Origin of the sequence: Paenibacillus sp. FSL R7-0163, from assembly GCF_037969975.1 — a bacterium.
Lineage (GTDB): Bacteria > Bacillota > Bacilli > Paenibacillales > Paenibacillaceae > Paenibacillus_AQ > Paenibacillus_AQ odorifer.
On sequence record NZ_CP150224.1, the window covers coordinates 4,188,556 to 4,205,790 of the forward strand.

Genomic DNA, 17,235 nt, shown 5'->3' on the forward strand with positions numbered 1-17,235 from the left:
TACGGGAGTGACAAGATGGCGGTACGACATGAAACGGAGCTGTATGCTCCTTTGAAGATTTTTTTGAAAAGCAGGGTTACAGCATCAAAGGTGAGGTCCGGACCTGCGATTTGGTGGGGATTCGGGAGGACGTTGAGCATCCTCTGATCGTGGAGATGAAAAAATCATTCAATCTCGCCTTGCTGCTGCAAGGGATAGAACGGTTGAAGCTCAGTCCCACCGTCTATCTCGCAGTGGAACGTGTCCGTGATAAAAAAGGTGCGGTGAACCAGCGCTGGGGCGAGCTTAGCGGGTTATGCCGCCGGCTCGGTCTTGGGTTGATCACCGTTATCTTTTATAAGACCAAAGCACCGCTGGTCGAGGTGCTTGTAGAGCCAGACGAGAAGCCGCCTGCGCAGCGCAGCAACAAGCGGCGGCGCGAGCGCCTGCTCTATGAGTTCCGCGAGCGCAGCGGAGACTACAACACCGGCGGCAGCACGCGCGTCAAGCTCGTGACGGCTTACCGTGAGAAAGCGCTGCGTGTCGCGCTTTCTCTGCAAGCAGCGGAGGCGGACGCCGCCGTCGCTGCGGAGAAGGCAGCTGCGAAGGCTTCGCTCGCAGCTGCAAACGTTCAGCGGCGGGCACCGCTGAACAGGTTCCGGCGCTGAGCTCAGCGCCGGAGAGCCGTGCTGCCGGGGACGCGGCAGCACGGGAGGCAGCGGCGGCAGGCACGCGAAGCGGTGCCCCTAGCGCTGCCTCAAGCACGCTTCCAGCGGCCGTATTGGCCGCAGGAAGCGCTCCCCGCTCAGCCGGCATCACTCCGGCCGAGCTGCGGAAGCGTAGCGGCGTACCCACCGCCGCCGCTATGCTTCAGAACAACTACTACGGCTGGTTTCACCGGGTAAGCCGTGGGCGTTATACCCTAACCCCAGCCGGTCATGCGGCGCTGGTTGAATATGCCGCGATAACAAGCGGCGTACCCAATAACAGCAATCATCCCAGTAATTAGCTAACCTAACCTGGACAGTACATCAATCGAGCACCTCTTTTAGTCGGGTTCTAATCTTTTACCTCGGTTCTAATCATTTACTCAGACTTTAAACTTATTATTCTGATGCACACATAACATATTAAATAACGCCAAAAAGCATCCCAACTACGGGATGCTTTTTCGTATGTCTAATCTTATTTGAATCTTATCTCTGTACATTCCATGTTCTTATCTTACACATAACACATTAGTATCTGGTGCGTACCACGCTCTTACTATACTCATATCACATTTAGATTACATTTTTAATACACTAGTATCTCATCCGTATCATGTCTTATTTCACACATATCTCATGAGTATCTCATACGTATCACATTCAGACTGCATTCTTAACATACTAGAATCTCGTTCGTACCACGCTCTATCTCATACGTACCACATTCGTATTTCATTCTTACCGCGTGCGTAACTCGCTTTTCCCACGTTCGTAAATCACTCTCATCACATTAGTAACTCATTCATACCACGTTTGCATTTCACTCTTACCACGTTCATATCTCTGCGTACCTCATCCAGCTCTACTTGACTGTACTTAACTAACTTATTTACAATCTTCGAATACGAGCGCTATTTATTAATTACTATTTTCTCTACTCTTGCTTAAACATGCTACTCTTGCTGATTTATTCACATTAGAACCCCTATGCTACATTCAACATCCACTAATACTAAATCATTCAAAGCAAAATAAGCTTTAAAAACACCATTCCGAAAAAGGCACACTAAGTTATTAGGGAAATCCTCCCTAATATTCTTCGATTCACACGCTAAAAACCGCATTTTAGGGAATTACTCCCTGATTTTCGCCAGATTTACCCCTAAAACGGGGCATCCCTTGATTTTTTAGGGAGAAATTCCCTAAACAGTCCATTTTAGAGTTCAGATCGACCAGTTTTAGGGAGGATTTCCCTAATTAATCTCACATCACGCACTTCGTCTTGCCCGACTTGTAATTCTGTCCGTGTTTTAGCTCTAAGAGTGTCTTGTGTTTTCATCATTTCAATCATTTCACTCCCAACTTTCATTCCACTACCTAACTCCGTGCCGTGAACTCCTTAACCGCTTCGCTCATCAGGTTCATGCCAAGCAGCAGCTCATCCCGGCCGGGATGGCTGAAGTTAAGGCGAAGATGATTGCTGACTCCATCTACACTACATAACGGACCTGGCAAAAAAGCCACTCCCTTACCAAGCGCACATTTGAGCAACGCCATAACATCCATTCCCTCTGGTGGTGCGACCCACAGGAACATGCCTCCTGACGGCAGATCATAGGAGCTGCCCTTCCAAGCAGGCCGCTTTAGCAGTTCTACCATAAGCTTCAGACGGGTGTTATACTCTCGATTCAGCTGCGCGATATGCTCACGCAGATCAAACGCAGACACATCCAATAAATGATGCAGCAGCCGCTGATTTAATGCGCTCGACTGCCAATCGGCCATCTGCTTAGCCGCAGACATCATTCTGATCAAGACTCGGCTGCCTGCCGCCCAGCCCGTCCGCAGCGCGGGCGCAACGGTCTTGCTGAACGAACCGATATAAAGCACATGTCCGCCATCGCTGATATTTTCCAGTGCATACAAAGACGGATATCTTTTGGCCTTGTGTTCACCCTGCTTCTGGAAGTGCAAATCCCCATAAGAATCATCTTCCACAATCAAGATGTTATATGCGATACATAAATCCAATACTGCGCGGCGTCTCTCCAAACTCCATAAAATGCCGCTTGGATTGGTAAAGCTAGGGGTTGCGAACAGCATTTTCGGCTTATGCAGCTCGATCTGGCTCCGCAAATGCTCCGGATCAAGCCCGTCCAAATCACCCTGTACGGGAATAATAACGGCCCCCTGCATCCGAAGAGTCTGCAAAAATCCTGGAGAGGTCGGATTTTCTACTAATACACGATCTCCTGGATCAATATACACCCGCGACAACAAATCAATGGCTTGCTGGCTACCCGTTGTTAGCAGAACTCCACCCTCAACAACATTTACCCCTTTTTCTTTAAGCCAATCCCCAGCAAGCCACTCCCGAAGGGGTCCGTACCCGGCAGGATCACCATATTGCAGTGCTCCCGCATCTGCTGAAATCACCGTAGATGCTGCTTCAGCAAGCAGTGACAATGGGAATAGTTCTTCCGCTGGTAATTCTTCAGCTAGCGATATCATGGAGCTTCTCCGTGTTTGGGTGCGGATACTAAGAAGCGATGACGACAACAATGTGTGTGCGCGAGCAGAAAATTCGTAAATCATGCGAAATCCCCCTTCCCTTTTACCAAGTAGAAACGGCTTCGTCATCCTCATCCAAGGATGGGATGGTTACCCATTCAACATGATATTCTTACTTCTACTCCAAGAATATTCCACCCCATACGTCATTATGTCGTAAAGCGTGGGTTAGGCGTAGATTTGCCTGTTTTGTCTTGAGAAGAGCGCGAATTTCTCAATCGCTTGTGCCCGGGTCGAAACATCGAGCTTTACATAGATTTTGCGCAAATAATTATCAATGGACCGGCGGCTTACCGCAATTTCAAGCGCAATTTTATCGTAGGTAATCCCTTGAACGATTCGCTCCATGATAAACATCTCTGTCTCCGTCAGTTGCAAAACATCATCTAATCCTTTAAATGTCGAAATCGGCCAAGCTCCTTTTTCAATCCATTCCAAGGGCATTGAAAGAAAACCCTCCCGTAAACCCAGGATCAGCTGTAAAAGCTGACGGGGAGAAGCTCCCTTCGAGAATATCCCGCTGGCTCCTAGTTCTACGAGGGGCTGAAGCAGTTCTCGCCCGTCTTCGTCTGTCATCACGACAAAATGTGAGTTTGGTGAGCTTTTTTTCATATTTAACAGCACACTCTCAATATTCCCCTCAGGCATATGATAATCTACTAGCACTAGCTCGGGATTTTTTTCCCTTACGATGGTAGCGCCTTCGTCCCAAGTGGAATACATTCCCAGAACCTTAAGCCCCTCTTCCTCTTCCAAAATCAATTTTGTCCCCAGCATACTTGTAGGATGACACCCCACAATGACCACCTGCCAAACCTTCATCATTAATGCCCTGACCCCCTGCTCTATATATAATCATCTAGAAAGGAAAGCGCCGCAGCGTTTCCGGTTAAAACGCAAGCAAGGCTGTATGATGACTTGTCTGTATAATCTCTAGCTGGTTACCTTGTGTACGTCTATCAGAATTCCAATCTATAGAAATTGTATCGCAGTAGTTTAATAGGATGCAATTACTTTTTCTAGTTTTCATACTCTCTTACATTTTTGCGAATCTTGTCAAAGTCTGATAGAATGGGGACTTGAAAAAAAGACCAACCCGAGGTGATAAAATGCAACCGCTAGCGGAAACGTCCCCGGTACGCTCGCGCTCTACTACTGCGAGAAACGGCCCTTCCGTAAAATGGTTTTTACTGTTCTGGATTATGATGATCGGACTCGGCGTATATGCTGTATACAGCTACACGAACCATCTGAAGCAACAAGTGCTAACCGAACTTAGTACTCAGAGCCAGCAGCAGCTTACCGTTTTAAAGACCGACTATGAAGCAAAAATTGCCGTTCTCTCTGAAGAAGTGAAGGAATTGCAGAATACAGTGCAAAGCTTTAACGAACTATTAACCTTCACTAAAGATAATGCTAGTGCCAAGACAGATAACAGCAACAAGCTATATACGCAATTGAGTGAGGTAAGCAAACAGTTAGAAGCTTTGAAGAAAGAAATGGATCTGATCAAATGATGACGCCAGTCAAAAGAGTAAATCGCTTCTTCATGCTTCTAACTGCACCGTTCATAGGCTTGTTTATATGTATGTCGTGGTATCGACCACCGCTACAGCTAGACCTTGATGTAGGACAATTCATACCAAGCGCTGGGCCAGTGAATGAAACAGCTTCCTTAAAAAAAGAGCTGACTCTGGCAGAGGCCTCCGCAGCTTACACCATTGATGCTGTCAGCGCTAGTGCCAAGCTATATAAAGAGACTACCACTACGATGAATAAGCTGGTCGAAACAGCAAAGACTCAGGCGAACCGGCCTGAACTGATCTATAACCGCAGGATTTCAGCCAAGCTTGGTATACCTTCAGAGATTGTTACCAGCGACCGTATAAGAGTTGAGTTATATCGATTGAATCCAGGAAACTACAAAGCTTATGCGTTGAAAATCAAATTGAAGGACCCGACCGCTATGAAGATGAGCTTGGCGGAGACAGCCTCCGGTGCGGAAACTACTATGCATGCCGTACAGCGTAATGGTGCCATTGCTGGTATTAATGCGGGCGGCTTTGCAGATCAATCCGGAAAACGTTATCCCTTAAGCACAACTGTAGTGGATGGAAAGTATTTATACGGTTTTGAGCCAACGTACAAGGACCTAAGTTTTGTTGGGCTGAACAAATCCGGGCAATTAATCGGCGGGAAATTCTACAGTCGCGCACAATTAGATCAGCTAGATCCGGTATTCGGCGCCACCTTTGTGCCTGTCCTCCTTAAAAACAACATTAAAACACCCATACCCGAAAAGTGGAAAACATCCCCTAATCGGGCACCACGTACCGTGATCGGCAAATATAAAGATGATCAGATCCTGCTTTTTGTAGCAGATGGATATAATGAGTATGGCAGCTCTGGTGCACAGCTGGAGGAGATTCAGAACAAATTATCGAATATGGGCCTCGTAGATGCTTATAATTTAGATGGTGGTGGCTCTTCCTCATTGATCTTTAACGGAAGAGTTATCAATAAACCATCCGATGGAAATCTAAGAGCTGTGCCAACGAATTTCCTGTTTTTTAAATAATATAGTAAATTGTCTATGTAACATATCACATTTGCGTTTATTTTTATTAAATTGCAGGTTATAATCTTGATAACGAATACATTCGCTATTGGAGGTGCCAGTATGTCGTTCTCATTAACCTTTTGGATCGTAATGTTCGTATTTGTGTTATTTACGGTCGGCATCCTTACCTCATCTTACAACGACGACAAAACAAAAGGCCTATAAAGCCGATATGTCCCTGCACCCACTTGGTGCGGGGGCATTTTTCGTATACATAAAAAAACTGCCCCCAAGTAGAAGAGTTCTACGAAGAGGACAGTTTTTTTATAAGCTCTTGGCTGTCAAAATTCAAAATATGTACTTCTTAGGCATGTCTTGGCAATTGAGTCATTTCCGAAAGGCATGCAGAACAAATATAACGATCTTTATATTCGCTTACACCATCCATTGATCCACAGAAAACACATTTTGGACGGTAACGCTCCAAGATGATATGGTCACCCTGTACCAAAATTTCAACCGGGTCGCCTTCATTCATCTGATACCTTTTACGCAGGGACTTAGGCAGAACAATTCTACCCAACTGATCCACTTTGCGAACTACACCAGCAGGTTTCATAACTAACGTACACCTCTCCTGTTCAAGAAAAATTATTTAGTAGCTACTACTTATTTCGGCTCTTTCAATATATTTCGTTACCTAATTGTCGAATCCTGCTGAAAAAAATAAAAAATTTGTCTTTTTTTAAATAAGATTAGGAAAATCCAATTGTCGAAGCGCCTCGTACACAATAATAGCTGCCGAATTGGATAAATTCAGAGATCTCACAGCATCACTCATTGGCATGCGCATTTTTGTTTCTTTACCTGCTTCTAGAATCTCTGCAGAAAGCCCCTTCGTTTCCTTGCCAAAAACAAAAAAATCGCCATCTTGGAACTCAAAGTCACTGTATCTTTTCTCTGCTTTCGTCGTTGCGTAAAAGAAACGCCCCTCGTTATATTTCTCCAAAACCTCAGCAAAGGAGTCGTGATATTCAATAGTAACAGCATGCCAATAGTCTAATCCTGCTCTTTTTAATGTAGCATCGTCTGTACGGAATCCGAGTGGACGAACCAAGTGAAGATGAGTGCCTGTAGCGGCGCAAGTACGCGCAATGTTGCCAGTATTGGCCGGAATTTCCGGCTCGACTAATACGATATGGAGTGCCATTATATGGTTCCTTCCTCTCTAAAGGCTTAATAGCCAGATGTTTTACTCTAGTGCCTAACCATAGCTTCTCCAAACAAACTGAAAACCTTCCACCAAGAAGGCGGAAGGTTATAGATAGAATTCATTAACCTTGAGTTTGCCGGAAATGGTTCATGAAATCGGACAGTGCTTTTACACTTTCGTAAGGAACAGCATTGTAGATGGAAGCACGCAAGCCCCCAACACTGCGGTGACCCTTTAAGCCGACAAAACCTTCCAGTTCAGCAGCTTTGACAAACTGCTTTTCGAGTTCTTCTGATTGCATCCGGAAGGTAACGTTCATAATAGAGCGGCTGCCTTGTTCTGCAACGCCACGGTAGAAACCGTCACTTCCATCGATGTGATCATATAACAGACCCGATTTTTCAAGGTTCTTGGAATGGATGCCAGCTAAGCCGCCTTGCTCCTCAATCCATTTTAATACTTCGTTCACCATATATACAGAGAAAGATGGAGGTGTATTGTAAAGAGAGTTATTCTTATAATGAGTGCTGTAACGCATGATCGTAGGAATGTTAGAAGGTGATTCTGCAAGCAATTCTTCTTTCGCGATAACTACAGTCACGCCTGAAGGTCCAAGGTTCTTTTGTGCTCCGGCATAGATCATTCCGAATTGGTTCACATCGATTGGACGGCAAAGTATATCACTAGACATATCCGCGATTAACGGAATCGAGCCTGCATCCGGAAATTCTGCATATTGCGTTCCTTCAATGGTCTCGTTGGAAGTAACATGAAGGTAAGCAGCATTCTCCGCAGCTTTGATCGAACTTAATTCAGGTATAGCCAAGAATTTCTTATCTTCGGAAGAAGCAGCAACATGAGCGCCTCCTACCAATTTGGCTTCTTTATAAGCTTTATCTGCCCAGCTACCTGTCATTACATAGCTACCTACTTGGCCTTCGGAAACCAAGTTCATAGGGATCATTGCAAACTGTGTGCTTGCTCCGCCTTGTACGAACAATACCTTATAGCCCTTCGGATTGCCGAGGAGCGAAAGCAGACGTTCCTGCGCTTCATTATGCACGGATTCGTAAATTGCACCACGGTGCGACATCTCCATGATAGACATTCCACTTTCCCGGAAATCAACAAACTCCGCTTGTGCGCGTTCCAGTACCGTAAGCGGCAATGCTGCCGGTCCGGCATTAAAATTGTATGCTCTCTTATTCAAAACTGCTCCCCACCCTTTCTCTCCTATCAATATGGATATGGTTATGATAGCAATATTCTCCCGCACCAGCAAGTATAATTATTCACATAAAAGGTTAAAACGGTACTCATTTCGCAGTGAAAAACCGGTAAGATCGGCGCCAGCTCTTGCTTTGACGCGGTAAAATACTAATGTTCACAAATACTTCAGGAGAGACTACATGACCTTCTCCCCACAGGGCCATACGTTCTACTGGAAAGTCCCCACTCTCTCGCACGCCCGTTCCACTAGGCTTATGAACCAACTCCCAGGTGAACTCATTTTCCTGACCTTCCCAACCGCTCAACTTGCAATAAAAGGGTTTATCCGGTTCCTTTGACCAAGTAAGAGTATTCCCGGATACCTCTAGCAATTCTTTCGTATAGGAGGATTCTGGTTCTACTACCTTGAGTTCCCTCGGAAGACGCAGTTCAAAATCCTGCCCAATATTCAACCCATCGATTCCGATGAAATTGTGAATATATTCCTCCGTATGGAAAGGCTTTTGACCTTTGTTATGCAATTCATATGCAATTGTTAATTGATCCCCCTGTAAAGAAATCGTTTTGGTTAGCTGCACAGCATATCCGTTGCTTTCCATTGGGTGGATCGTATATGTGACCGCATCATTCCCTGCTTCGACATCCTTACTAAAAGAGGTTAAAGGGAACTCCTCATTGAAGCTGTATAATGGGGAATTTCCTTTTTGTAACAATCCGACTCCGATTTTTGGAAACCAGCCTCCGATTGGCGCTTCATCATATCCAATTGCCCGGGAAATGCCAAACTCATTACAAAGCCCCTTGCCCCCAGTTCCTTCGCCTGGCTTCAAGCTTTCCGGCACACAAAACGTATGTTTCCCCTCTTCTAATGTCACCTGTGTAATAAATCCTGTCCAGTCAAAACGAGTGCCCTTATACTCTCCGATATCAGCGATATCGACAGTTAATATGCCATTTGACAGTCTGCAACCCATACCTAACGCGCCCTTTCGTTCATTGTTACAATGAATAAATATTCATTATTGAAAAAAACGTCTGCAGCCGCTATGAATAACGGTGCAGACGTCTTAAAATATCGTATAAAGCTACGCCAATGTCACTTCAATCAAGTGGCATTTCTCTGTCTGCAGAGAGAGCAACTCTTCACGCGGAATAATCGCACTTCCTGATCCGCGCTGCAGCGTCACCTCGCTGCCATTCAGGGTAACAGAGTGTATTTGGTACTCCCCGTAGTTTAAGCTTCCTGTGGCTTTATAGACCACTTCAAACTCGCGATCCGCGAAGATTGTCTTAATAGAGGCTTTTCCCTCGGAATCAAACTGCTCTTTAACAAGCTTCGGTTGCAACAAAAGATCACCTAGCTTACCTTTTACACCAAATACTTCAGTAACCATAGTTAACAGCAGCCAGCTTGCTGATCCTGTTAAATACGTATACATCCCTCTGCCTTGCTCGTTAATATACTCAGGAATTCCTGGGTATATGCGGGCTTTTGCAAAGTCAGTACTTAAGCTATACAGAGATTCTAATACTTTATGTCCTTCTTTCACATATCCGCGTTTATACAACGCATTGCCATACATGATGGTCATGTGACTGAACATAGCACCGTTCTCTTTATGTCCAAAGGCAAAGCCAAAGGCACGACCCAGATTCTGCTGGATCCCGCCGAAACGGGAATTAAGTCTGTACCCAATTTTGTCATCCAGTAGATTACGATCCACGGCGGCAATGATATGCGGAATTTGCTCTGGTGCAGCTGCATGGCCCATCAGCGGGAATACTTGACCCGTAAGCGTCATTCGAACGCCTTCTGCGAATTCCCCTTCCACTTGTTCCCCATCATTATTATAATAACCGTTAAACCAGCCTCCACCGTGTTCACTTTCCACCCACTCATTGCGGCGCAAGTGATTAAAGATCCACTCTGCTTTTTGTTCCAGATCGTCCGCTACTGTCTCTATGTCGAGTCCTACACGAATACCGCTGACTTTGTTCGGAGCGGCAGCATAATATTGATTAAGTCTTTCATGCTTGCCTGATACAGATTCATAATCCACTTGCTCACCAAGCGAATCTAGCAATAGTTTCATTTCTTCTGCCAATTCAACTGTCTCTTGCCCTTTAGAAGTCTTTAGCGTACGTAGCACACGAGAAATATCCAATAAGTTACTTGCGTAGAATGCTGTGAAAGCTACACTCTCACCCCGGTCTGCGCCCATATCAAGACCATCATTCCAGTCTGCGCCCTCCAGCAGGATATTATTGTGCTCTCCAACATTAAAGAACGGAACCAGATTTTGCAGCAGGATATGCTCCAGAATCGTACCTTTATAAACCTCACCAGAAGTAGTTCTGAGATCACTTCCCAGCGAGGTATCCCATGAATTATCGCGTTCCTTACAGCGACTCATAAAGGTATCGCGGAAATACGTCTGTTCCTGCAATAAGAAATCAAGATCACCACTCTGATCCAGATATAACATAGTCGTTAAGAACGGCCAAGCTCCATGATCCATCCACACCCGCGGGATGTTGTTACGGTCGGCAATAAATTCACCAGGCTGTTGACCGATAATAGTGGCATTACTACCATCTATTCTTACCCCGGCGTAGTTGTTCAGCAGTAAGCTGCGTACTTCAGCCGGTTCCATAATAAGGAGTGCTAGACAATCCTGCCAAAGATCCCGCCAGCCACGTCCGCCTCTTCCATAATCATGATAAGGCAAGAAGGAGTTACCATAAAGTCTTCTCAGCACGGGTTGAATCGTAACCCATTTCATCCATTGGTCAGCATCTGAATCACCGGTATGAAATTCTACCATATTCACTTTATCTGCCCAGAAGGCTTTAGTTTCCTCAAGCAAATGATCAAAAGCTTCAGATGTACCATATTTGTTCATCAAGGCATCCACGTCAATTCTCTCATTATGGATCGCCATAACTACTATATAAGAATGGCTGTCACCAGGAGACAGATTAAGCGCCTCGTAACGAAGACCCCCGATAGCCTCATATCCCTCTCTTTGTACACCTCCACCCTTGCCAATCTCCGGCGTGTTGTTCAGGATAACAGCTTCTGGCCAATCCAGACTTCCACCTTCTCCAATGAACTCCTCCTGCACTGGAAAGAAACCAGCAGGTTGATTGCCGTCACCCTCTGCACCAAATACTCCATAAGAAGTGTGATTGATGCGGTGTCCCCGCTCATCAAAGGAGAGCGCAGGCTGAACCTCAACACCATAAGGTGAAGTATAGATCCGGTTAAGCAAAGAGGTTACATGTCTATGATCGCGCAGATCATCTGCCGAACGCGCGTAGATCGGAACTACCGCTGTCGGTGTCAGCGTAATAACCTCTGCTATTGTATTCGTCAACGTAACCTTCATTAGTTCGACCTTATCATTACCGCTTGGCACAAAGCTGGTGATTTCAGCTTTAACACCCATCTCTGCGTTACAACGCGTTACGCGTTGCCACAGGAAACCAGCCTCTAGTACTGCTTCATCAGTAGACGATGTATAGAAATCGGCATTTTGCTTAGCGGAGTTCCCCACTGCCGACCAAGCTCCCTTGCCTTCTACGTATACCCAGAAGTTACGGGAAGCCCGCGAATTATGCAAATCTTCAACAGATAATGGCGGTGTCAAAAATGTATTATGACCTGTGGTAACCTGACCATGAAGTTTTGGAGTTACCGTCGACATCATTCCCCCTTCATTCACTAGAGGGAAATATAGAAAACTGCTGCGATCCGGTTGCTGAAGCCTGAATTCCCCATCATTTCCGGTGAATTCGAAGCCATGAATTTTATTACGATCCATTCTCTCCATCCTCTCATTTACACAACTACTTAAGCTTTAACCGCACCTGCCAATGCACCGTCAACGATATACTTTTGAATGAAGGTGTATAGGATGATAAGCGGTGCAGATACGATCATGATCCCGCACGCCAACATAGGCCAGTTGTTCCCGTATTGACCGCGGAATTCTTTAAGCCCGAAGGTGATTGGATAGTTTTCTGGACTCGGTAAATACATGACCGGCCCCACGAAGTCATTCCAGATACTAATTGCTGTTAGAATAACACCTGTAGCAATTACTGGTTTCATAAGTGGCATGATGATCTGGAACAAATAACGCATATATCCAGCGCCATCCATACCTGCTGCTTCATCCATCTCCCGGCTAATTCCTTTGATGTAACCTACAAACATCATGAACACGATACCCGTTCCGCCTGTTTTAAGGAGAATGTAACCCAGCTTCGTGTCATAACCTACAAATCCTAGCTCCTGTTTCATGGTAAGCATCAGCTTGAACTGTGCGACCATTGGATTCGGCAGGAACTGAGACATCAAGAAGAACAAATAAATAAATCCGCTCCACTTCACATAATTTCTCGCCACCGGGAAGGCCCCGAATAACGAAACAATTAGGGTCAGCACTGTTGCCACAGCTGTATACAGCAGACTGTTTAAGAAATAATTAGAGAAATTACCCTGTAGCCAAGCTTCTTTATAATTATCCCATTGAATACTTTTTACGAGACCGATAGGATCTAACAGATATTCTGTAAAGGACTTGAATGAAATATTGATTACAAATAACAACGGCATGATATATAAAACAAGCAACACTGCAATCAGAATATAAGAGAGAGTTTTGGCGGTTTTGGAATCCTTCATTAATATTCCACCTCTCTCTTACGCATTTGTTTCACTGCAAATACTACAAACACCAGAATCATAAGGAATTGAACCACGGAAAGCGCGGAAGGAAGTCCCATCTGTAGAGAACCACGGAACGTCTCTTTATAAACGTCATATGCCATCGTTCTTGTGTTAAAGCGACCGTCCGTAGTTGCGAGAATAATATCAAAGGTGGACATCGCACCGATAATAGACAAAATAATGTTAATCGTAAAGGATGGAGCGATAAGTGGGAATGTGATATTTTTAAAAGATTGCCACTTCGTAGTTCCGTCTATATATCCAGCCTCATACAAATCTTTCGGTACGGATTGTAGTCCCGCAAGGAAAATCAACATCGAATAACCCATATACATCCAAATTTGCGTAAATATAATATAACCGAACGCATGAGTGAAGCTTCCAAAGAACATATCTTTATAACCGAACAAAGAATCATACAGTTGGTTAACCGGACCACTCAGCGGATCGAACATCATGCCCCATACCAGTGCAACTACCGCTACACCAAGCACAACCGGTAAAAAGAATACCGCGCGATAGAAATAATCGCCTTTCAGCTTCTGATTGATAACTACGGCCATAAGCAGACCGACACCGTTCTGTACAATGGTTACAATGACCATGAAATAAATAGTACGTATAATGGAATCCCAACGCTCGCCTGAATTTCCTGAGTAAAATACATCATAATAATTGTCAAGGCCTACAAAACTCATCTTGCTTCCAGGAACGTTAGTGATATCTGTAAATGAATAGATAACCGTCATCATAGATGGGCCAAAATAGAAAATTACATACAATGATAATGGAATCATTAGCAGCAGAAGCGGTATATATCGTTTAATACCTTTCCCGAACGGATACATTTCTCTCACCTACCCAATCCTAATTCAATAAAATGATCGGGGCCTGCACAAAACAGACCCCGAAGTTGTAAAACATGTTTGGTGTACAGTATGTTGTAGATTCTTTTTATTTATCGGGATAGCTACTTATTTAGGTGCTGCTGCTTCCCATTCTTTTTGTTGTACATCTGCAAGCTCTTTAGCGGTTTTAAACTCGCCACCTGGTGCCAAATATTCAGTGTGAACGCCTTCAGCTGCAATGTGCTCACCAACGTTATCACGGTTAATCATCATAATTTCATAAGCAAGTTCGAAATCTCCAGTCATGTATGGAGCAAGTTCTTTGTCAATAAAGTCACTTTCAGTGGCAATATTGTCTTGTGTAGGCAAGAATCCAGCTGCTTTAACATATTCTGTGTAGTTTTCTGGTTCAGAGAAGAATTCCAGCCATTTCAAAGCGCCTTCTTTGTTCGGGCCTTTTTCTGCTGCATACCAAGTTACATCGTATTTACCGACAAGAGAATTATTCTTAGCAGCATCTTCTGTAGCTGGGATTGGGAAGTAACCAAATTTCACATCTGGATTTGCTGCCGCGATCGTAGGAGCATCCCAAGTTCCGTCAGCAATCATAGCTGCTTTTCCTGTTGCGAAAAACGAAGGTGCTGTTGCATAGTCGATACCCAAGAAACCGTCGATGATGTAGTTATCTTGAAGCGTCTTCATTTTCTCCAATACTTCTACAGCCTCAGCATCGTTAAACGCCGAAGTTCCCTTCCAAACCCCTTCAATCCATTGTTGTTGGTTGCCGCCACCCAGAATCTTGGCTTGCAAACCGAACACTGGCAATTTCAATGGCCATACATCCTTACCAGCCACTACGATTGGAACAATACTCTTAGCTTTCAATGTATCTAGAACACTAATGAACTCTGTCCAAGTTGTAGGTACAGTCAGCCCGTTTTGTTCAAAAATTTCTTTATTATAGAAGAATCCTGACATCGCTACTTTACCGGTTGGGATTGCATACACTTTATCTTTATAAGTGCCGGCTTTAGCAATATCATTCGCATTGTAGTTTTTAACGAAAGCTTCGCCGCTCAGATCAGCAATCAGCCCGGAATCAATCCATTGTTGCCAGTCTGGCACTTTCGCACCTGGTGTCCAATCTTTCGGAGACAATCTCATACCGGATAGATCGGCAAGTACATCTACGTCACCAGCTGTAATTCTTGCTCTTTGTGCTTGTTTGAATTCATCATCCGGACCAGTGGTTGTGTACTCCACTTTGTATTCCGGATATTTTTCTTCAAACTTTTTATTAATTTCTGTAATGACCTTGTTAATATTCTCTTGTTTCCAGTGTAAGATCTTAATCACTTTCTTATCACCAGATGCAGGCTTGTTTGTTCCGCTGCCCGGAGTAGCCTCACCATTCGCGTTGTTATTGCCGCTTCCACATGCTGCTAATGAGAGCACTAGCGCTGAGCTCAACAATACCGCAGAAAGCTTCTTTACCATTTTGTTACCCCCCAGATAATTTGTTATGACCCTTTAACGAAACCACATGCTAATTTCTGAAAATCACGAAACAGTAAGGATGATATCACAGAAAGCGGTTTCGGTGTTTTCATTATTACATCGTTATTTGTCTTTGTAAAGTCTTTTTTCATTGTTCATTTTTGAACGTTTTTTGAACCAATCATTCAAAAAAACCTTTAATATCAAGCATAATCCTAGTTTAAGAGTAAACATTCCATTGACTATAATCTTATTGAACTATAAAATAAGTAACGAAACTATTTCGTAAATCATAAATTCAAGTCATAAAAAAATAGCCTTGAGTAGATTTTAAACATATATTACGGAACATTTTTCACTATAAGGGGGACTTAATTTGGCCTACAGCATCAAAGATATAGCGAAAATTGCTGGAGTTTCTGTTTCGACAGTATCCAAAATCATTAATAACTACAGTGATATTTCGGAAGATACCAAGACAAGGGTTCAACAAATTATAAAAGAAACTGGATATACCCCCTCCAATTCAGCTAAAACATTGGCTACGAAATCGTCCAATCTAATCGGAGTGATTTTTGCCGGAATGCTGAATGTCGACTTTACCCACCCTTTTTTCATCGAGGTGCTAAATTCATTTAAAAAACAAATGGGACTACTAGGTTACGACCTTATCTTTTTTTCCAATGAAAAATTCCAAAGTGGCGATACTAACGATTATCTTGCCCGTTGTCAGCATTTTAATGTAGATGGGTGTGTGCTTCTATCCGGACAGGAGCTAGAAACCTCTATCAGCGAATTAGACAACAGTGCTATTCCATGTATCGGCGTAGATTTAAAACTAACGGGTGACAACTCTGGCTTTATCATGTCGGATAATTTCAAAATGTCCTCCAAAGTGGTAGAACACTTTTATTTACTGGGCTATCGTGAGCTTGGCTACATTGGCAGCTCCTCAGATTCAGACATCTCCAATATGCGCGAAAGTGGTTATCGCAAAGCTCTTGAAGATTTGGGGCTGCCTATTAACGAGAGTTGGTTCTTAAACGGAAGTAACTTCTTTGAGGCTAGTGGGTATGAGACGATGCGTAGAATGATTGAGAATGGAAATTTACCTAGAGCGATCTTCGCAGCGTCCGATCAGCTTGCTATAGGAGCGATGCGTGCCCTTAAAGAGGCTTCTATCGCTGTTCCTGAAACTGTTGCAATTATTGGCTGTGATGATATTGAGGCCTGCAATTATACAACACCCCTATTGACTACCATCCGCCAAAATAAAGATAAGATCGGTCGCCTAGCAGCACTAATGCTGTATGATCTAATAAACAACCAATCAGGTACGAGTTCTTTCAGCGTAGAACCAGAGCTTATCATTAGAGAGTCCTGCGGCGCTCCTGAACGGGGGCTAGTGTAGCCTTTCTCGGAGAATACACGAATAGCAAAAAGGGGCTGTCCCAAGCAGCCATTTTATGGCTTGGTGACAGCCTCTTTTATGTTCTTAACACTACTTAATGTCCAAATGGATTCTATGGGCGCACCTAGTGTTGCTCCGGATGATGCAATAAGTGAAGCACTTATAGAATAATTGGGGAATTTCTCCCTAAAAATCAGAGATTTCTGTTCATCGGACTTATAATTAGGGAAAACTTCCCTGAATTTTGGCCTATTCAGTAACTAATTAAGAAATCACCCTGATTATTAGGGAGGAATTCCCTGATTTCGTTCATTTAGAGCAAATATCGGCTATTTTTAGGGAGTTTTTCCCTAATTAGTTTAAATCCACTTTGTACATCACATAAACACAGAACGCATATCGCTCACCGTACATAGTCCAGCGTCACAGATACCACAAATCATATACTGCAAGCCGAACGGAAATCACACATAGCAGTCAC

The 17,235-nt window shown here is 44.1% G+C and carries 13 protein-coding genes and 2 pseudogenes; 5 read left to right on the forward strand and 10 right to left on the reverse strand.

Annotated features, from left to right (window positions below; genetic code table 11):
- Nucleotides 1-15: 15 nt before the first annotated feature.
- Together NST45_RS18675 and NST45_RS18680 are read left to right on the forward strand one after the other, a co-directional pair.
- Nucleotides 16-542 (forward strand): annotated as a pseudogene (locus tag NST45_RS18675) (DUF2161 family putative PD-(D/E)XK-type phosphodiesterase); the annotation flags it as partial.
- Between the two features lie 251 nt (nt 543-793).
- Nucleotides 794-988: pseudogene (locus NST45_RS18680) on the forward strand (DUF2161 family putative PD-(D/E)XK-type phosphodiesterase); the annotation flags it as partial.
- Between the two features lie 1,078 nt (nt 989-2,066).
- On the opposite strand, the gene NST45_RS18685 reads toward NST45_RS18680, so the two are convergent.
- The gene (locus NST45_RS18685) at nt 2,067-3,284 is read right to left on the reverse strand and encodes a PLP-dependent aminotransferase family protein (protein ID WP_036684431.1); all 1,218 of its coding nucleotides are present in this window, start codon (nt 3,282-3,284) and stop codon (nt 2,067-2,069) included.
- A 144-nt stretch (nt 3,285-3,428) separates the two neighbouring features.
- The gene (locus tag NST45_RS18690; protein WP_036684433.1) at nt 3,429-4,085 is read right to left on the reverse strand and encodes a response regulator transcription factor; all 657 of its coding nucleotides are present in this window, start codon (nt 4,083-4,085) and stop codon (nt 3,429-3,431) included.
- Between the two features lie 284 nt (nt 4,086-4,369).
- Between NST45_RS18690 and NST45_RS18695 the strand changes: the two genes are divergently transcribed.
- Nucleotides 4,370-4,777, forward strand: a complete 408-nt coding sequence (locus tag NST45_RS18695) for a hypothetical protein (RefSeq protein ID WP_036684435.1) — start codon at nt 4,370-4,372, stop codon at nt 4,775-4,777.
- Nucleotides 4,774-5,838 (forward strand): phosphodiester glycosidase family protein, encoded by a 1,065-nt coding sequence (locus tag NST45_RS18700; RefSeq protein ID WP_339823487.1) that lies wholly within the window; start codon nt 4,774-4,776, stop codon nt 5,836-5,838. The genes NST45_RS18695 and NST45_RS18700 overlap by 4 nt, the downstream gene beginning before the upstream one ends.
- A 346-nt stretch (nt 5,839-6,184) precedes the next feature.
- On the opposite strand, the gene NST45_RS18705 is transcribed toward NST45_RS18700, so the two are convergent.
- The 8 genes from NST45_RS18705 to NST45_RS18740 form a co-directional block, all read right to left on the reverse strand.
- A complete protein-coding gene (locus NST45_RS18705; protein ID WP_036684437.1) occupies nt 6,185-6,439 on the reverse strand; it encodes an AbrB/MazE/SpoVT family DNA-binding domain-containing protein in 255 nt (84 codons plus the stop codon).
- A 126-nt stretch (nt 6,440-6,565) separates the two neighbouring features.
- Nucleotides 6,566-7,030: a tRNA (uridine(34)/cytosine(34)/5-carboxymethylaminomethyluridine(34)-2'-O)-methyltransferase TrmL gene (gene trmL, locus NST45_RS18710; RefSeq protein ID WP_036684439.1), complete on the reverse strand. Its 465-nt coding sequence runs from the start codon at nt 7,028-7,030 to the stop codon at nt 6,566-6,568.
- Between the two features lie 124 nt (nt 7,031-7,154).
- The gene (gene serC / locus NST45_RS18715; RefSeq protein ID WP_038569561.1) at nt 7,155-8,243 is read right to left on the reverse strand and encodes a 3-phosphoserine/phosphohydroxythreonine transaminase; all 1,089 of its coding nucleotides are present in this window, start codon (nt 8,241-8,243) and stop codon (nt 7,155-7,157) included.
- Between the two features lie 106 nt (nt 8,244-8,349).
- On the reverse strand, nt 8,350-9,237 hold the full coding sequence (locus NST45_RS18720; protein WP_339823491.1) for a hypothetical protein: 888 nt from the start codon (nt 9,235-9,237) through the stop codon (nt 8,350-8,352).
- Between the two features lie 111 nt (nt 9,238-9,348).
- Entirely contained in the window at nt 9,349-12,087 is a 2,739-nt protein-coding gene (locus NST45_RS18725) for a cellobiose phosphorylase (RefSeq protein ID WP_036684445.1), read from the reverse strand.
- Nucleotides 12,088-12,116: 29 nt separating this feature from the next.
- Nucleotides 12,117-12,953: a carbohydrate ABC transporter permease gene (locus NST45_RS18730; RefSeq protein ID WP_036684447.1), complete on the reverse strand. Its 837-nt coding sequence runs from the start codon at nt 12,951-12,953 to the stop codon at nt 12,117-12,119.
- Nucleotides 12,953-13,846, reverse strand: coding sequence for a sugar ABC transporter permease (locus NST45_RS18735; protein ID WP_036684449.1), 894 nt, complete (start codon nt 13,844-13,846; stop codon nt 12,953-12,955). Before NST45_RS18735 ends, NST45_RS18730 begins: the two co-directional genes overlap by 1 nt.
- A gap of 126 nt (nt 13,847-13,972) precedes the next feature.
- Nucleotides 13,973-15,343, reverse strand: coding sequence for an extracellular solute-binding protein (locus tag NST45_RS18740; RefSeq protein WP_036684451.1), 1,371 nt, complete (start codon nt 15,341-15,343; stop codon nt 13,973-13,975).
- A 376-nt stretch (nt 15,344-15,719) separates the two neighbouring features.
- On the opposite strand from NST45_RS18740, the gene NST45_RS18745 reads away from it, so the two are divergent.
- Nucleotides 15,720-16,754 carry a LacI family DNA-binding transcriptional regulator gene (locus NST45_RS18745; RefSeq protein WP_036684452.1) on the forward strand — a complete coding sequence of 345 codons (1,035 nt, stop codon included), beginning with the start codon at nt 15,720-15,722 and terminating at the stop codon, nt 16,752-16,754.
- The last annotated feature ends 481 nt before the right edge of the window (nt 16,755-17,235 follow it).

Coding starts and splice junctions, on each gene's coding strand:
- NST45_RS18700 (WP_339823487.1), top strand. CDS start 4,774: ATGATGACGCCAGTCAAAAGAGTAAATCGCTTCTTCATGCTTCTAACT.
- NST45_RS18740 (WP_036684451.1), bottom strand. CDS start 15,343: ATGGTAAAGAAGCTTTCTGCGGTATTGTTGAGCTCAGCGCTAGTGCTC.
- NST45_RS18725 (WP_036684445.1), bottom strand. CDS start 12,087: ATGGATCGTAATAAAATTCATGGCTTCGAATTCACCGGAAATGATGGG.
- NST45_RS18730 (WP_036684447.1), bottom strand. CDS start 12,953: ATGAAGGATTCCAAAACCGCCAAAACTCTCTCTTATATTCTGATTGCA.
- NST45_RS18685 (WP_036684431.1), bottom strand. CDS start 3,284: ATGATTTACGAATTTTCTGCTCGCGCACACACATTGTTGTCGTCATCG.
- NST45_RS18735 (WP_036684449.1), bottom strand. CDS start 13,846: ATGTATCCGTTCGGGAAAGGTATTAAACGATATATACCGCTTCTGCTG.
- NST45_RS18695 (WP_036684435.1), top strand. CDS start 4,370: ATGCAACCGCTAGCGGAAACGTCCCCGGTACGCTCGCGCTCTACTACT.
- NST45_RS18705 (WP_036684437.1), bottom strand. CDS start 6,439: ATGAAACCTGCTGGTGTAGTTCGCAAAGTGGATCAGTTGGGTAGAATT.
- NST45_RS18690 (WP_036684433.1), bottom strand. CDS start 4,085: ATGATGAAGGTTTGGCAGGTGGTCATTGTGGGGTGTCATCCTACAAGT.
- trmL (WP_036684439.1), bottom strand. CDS start 7,030: ATGGCACTCCATATCGTATTAGTCGAGCCGGAAATTCCGGCCAATACT.
- NST45_RS18720 (WP_339823491.1), bottom strand. CDS start 9,237: ATGGGTTGCAGACTGTCAAATGGCATATTAACTGTCGATATCGCTGAT.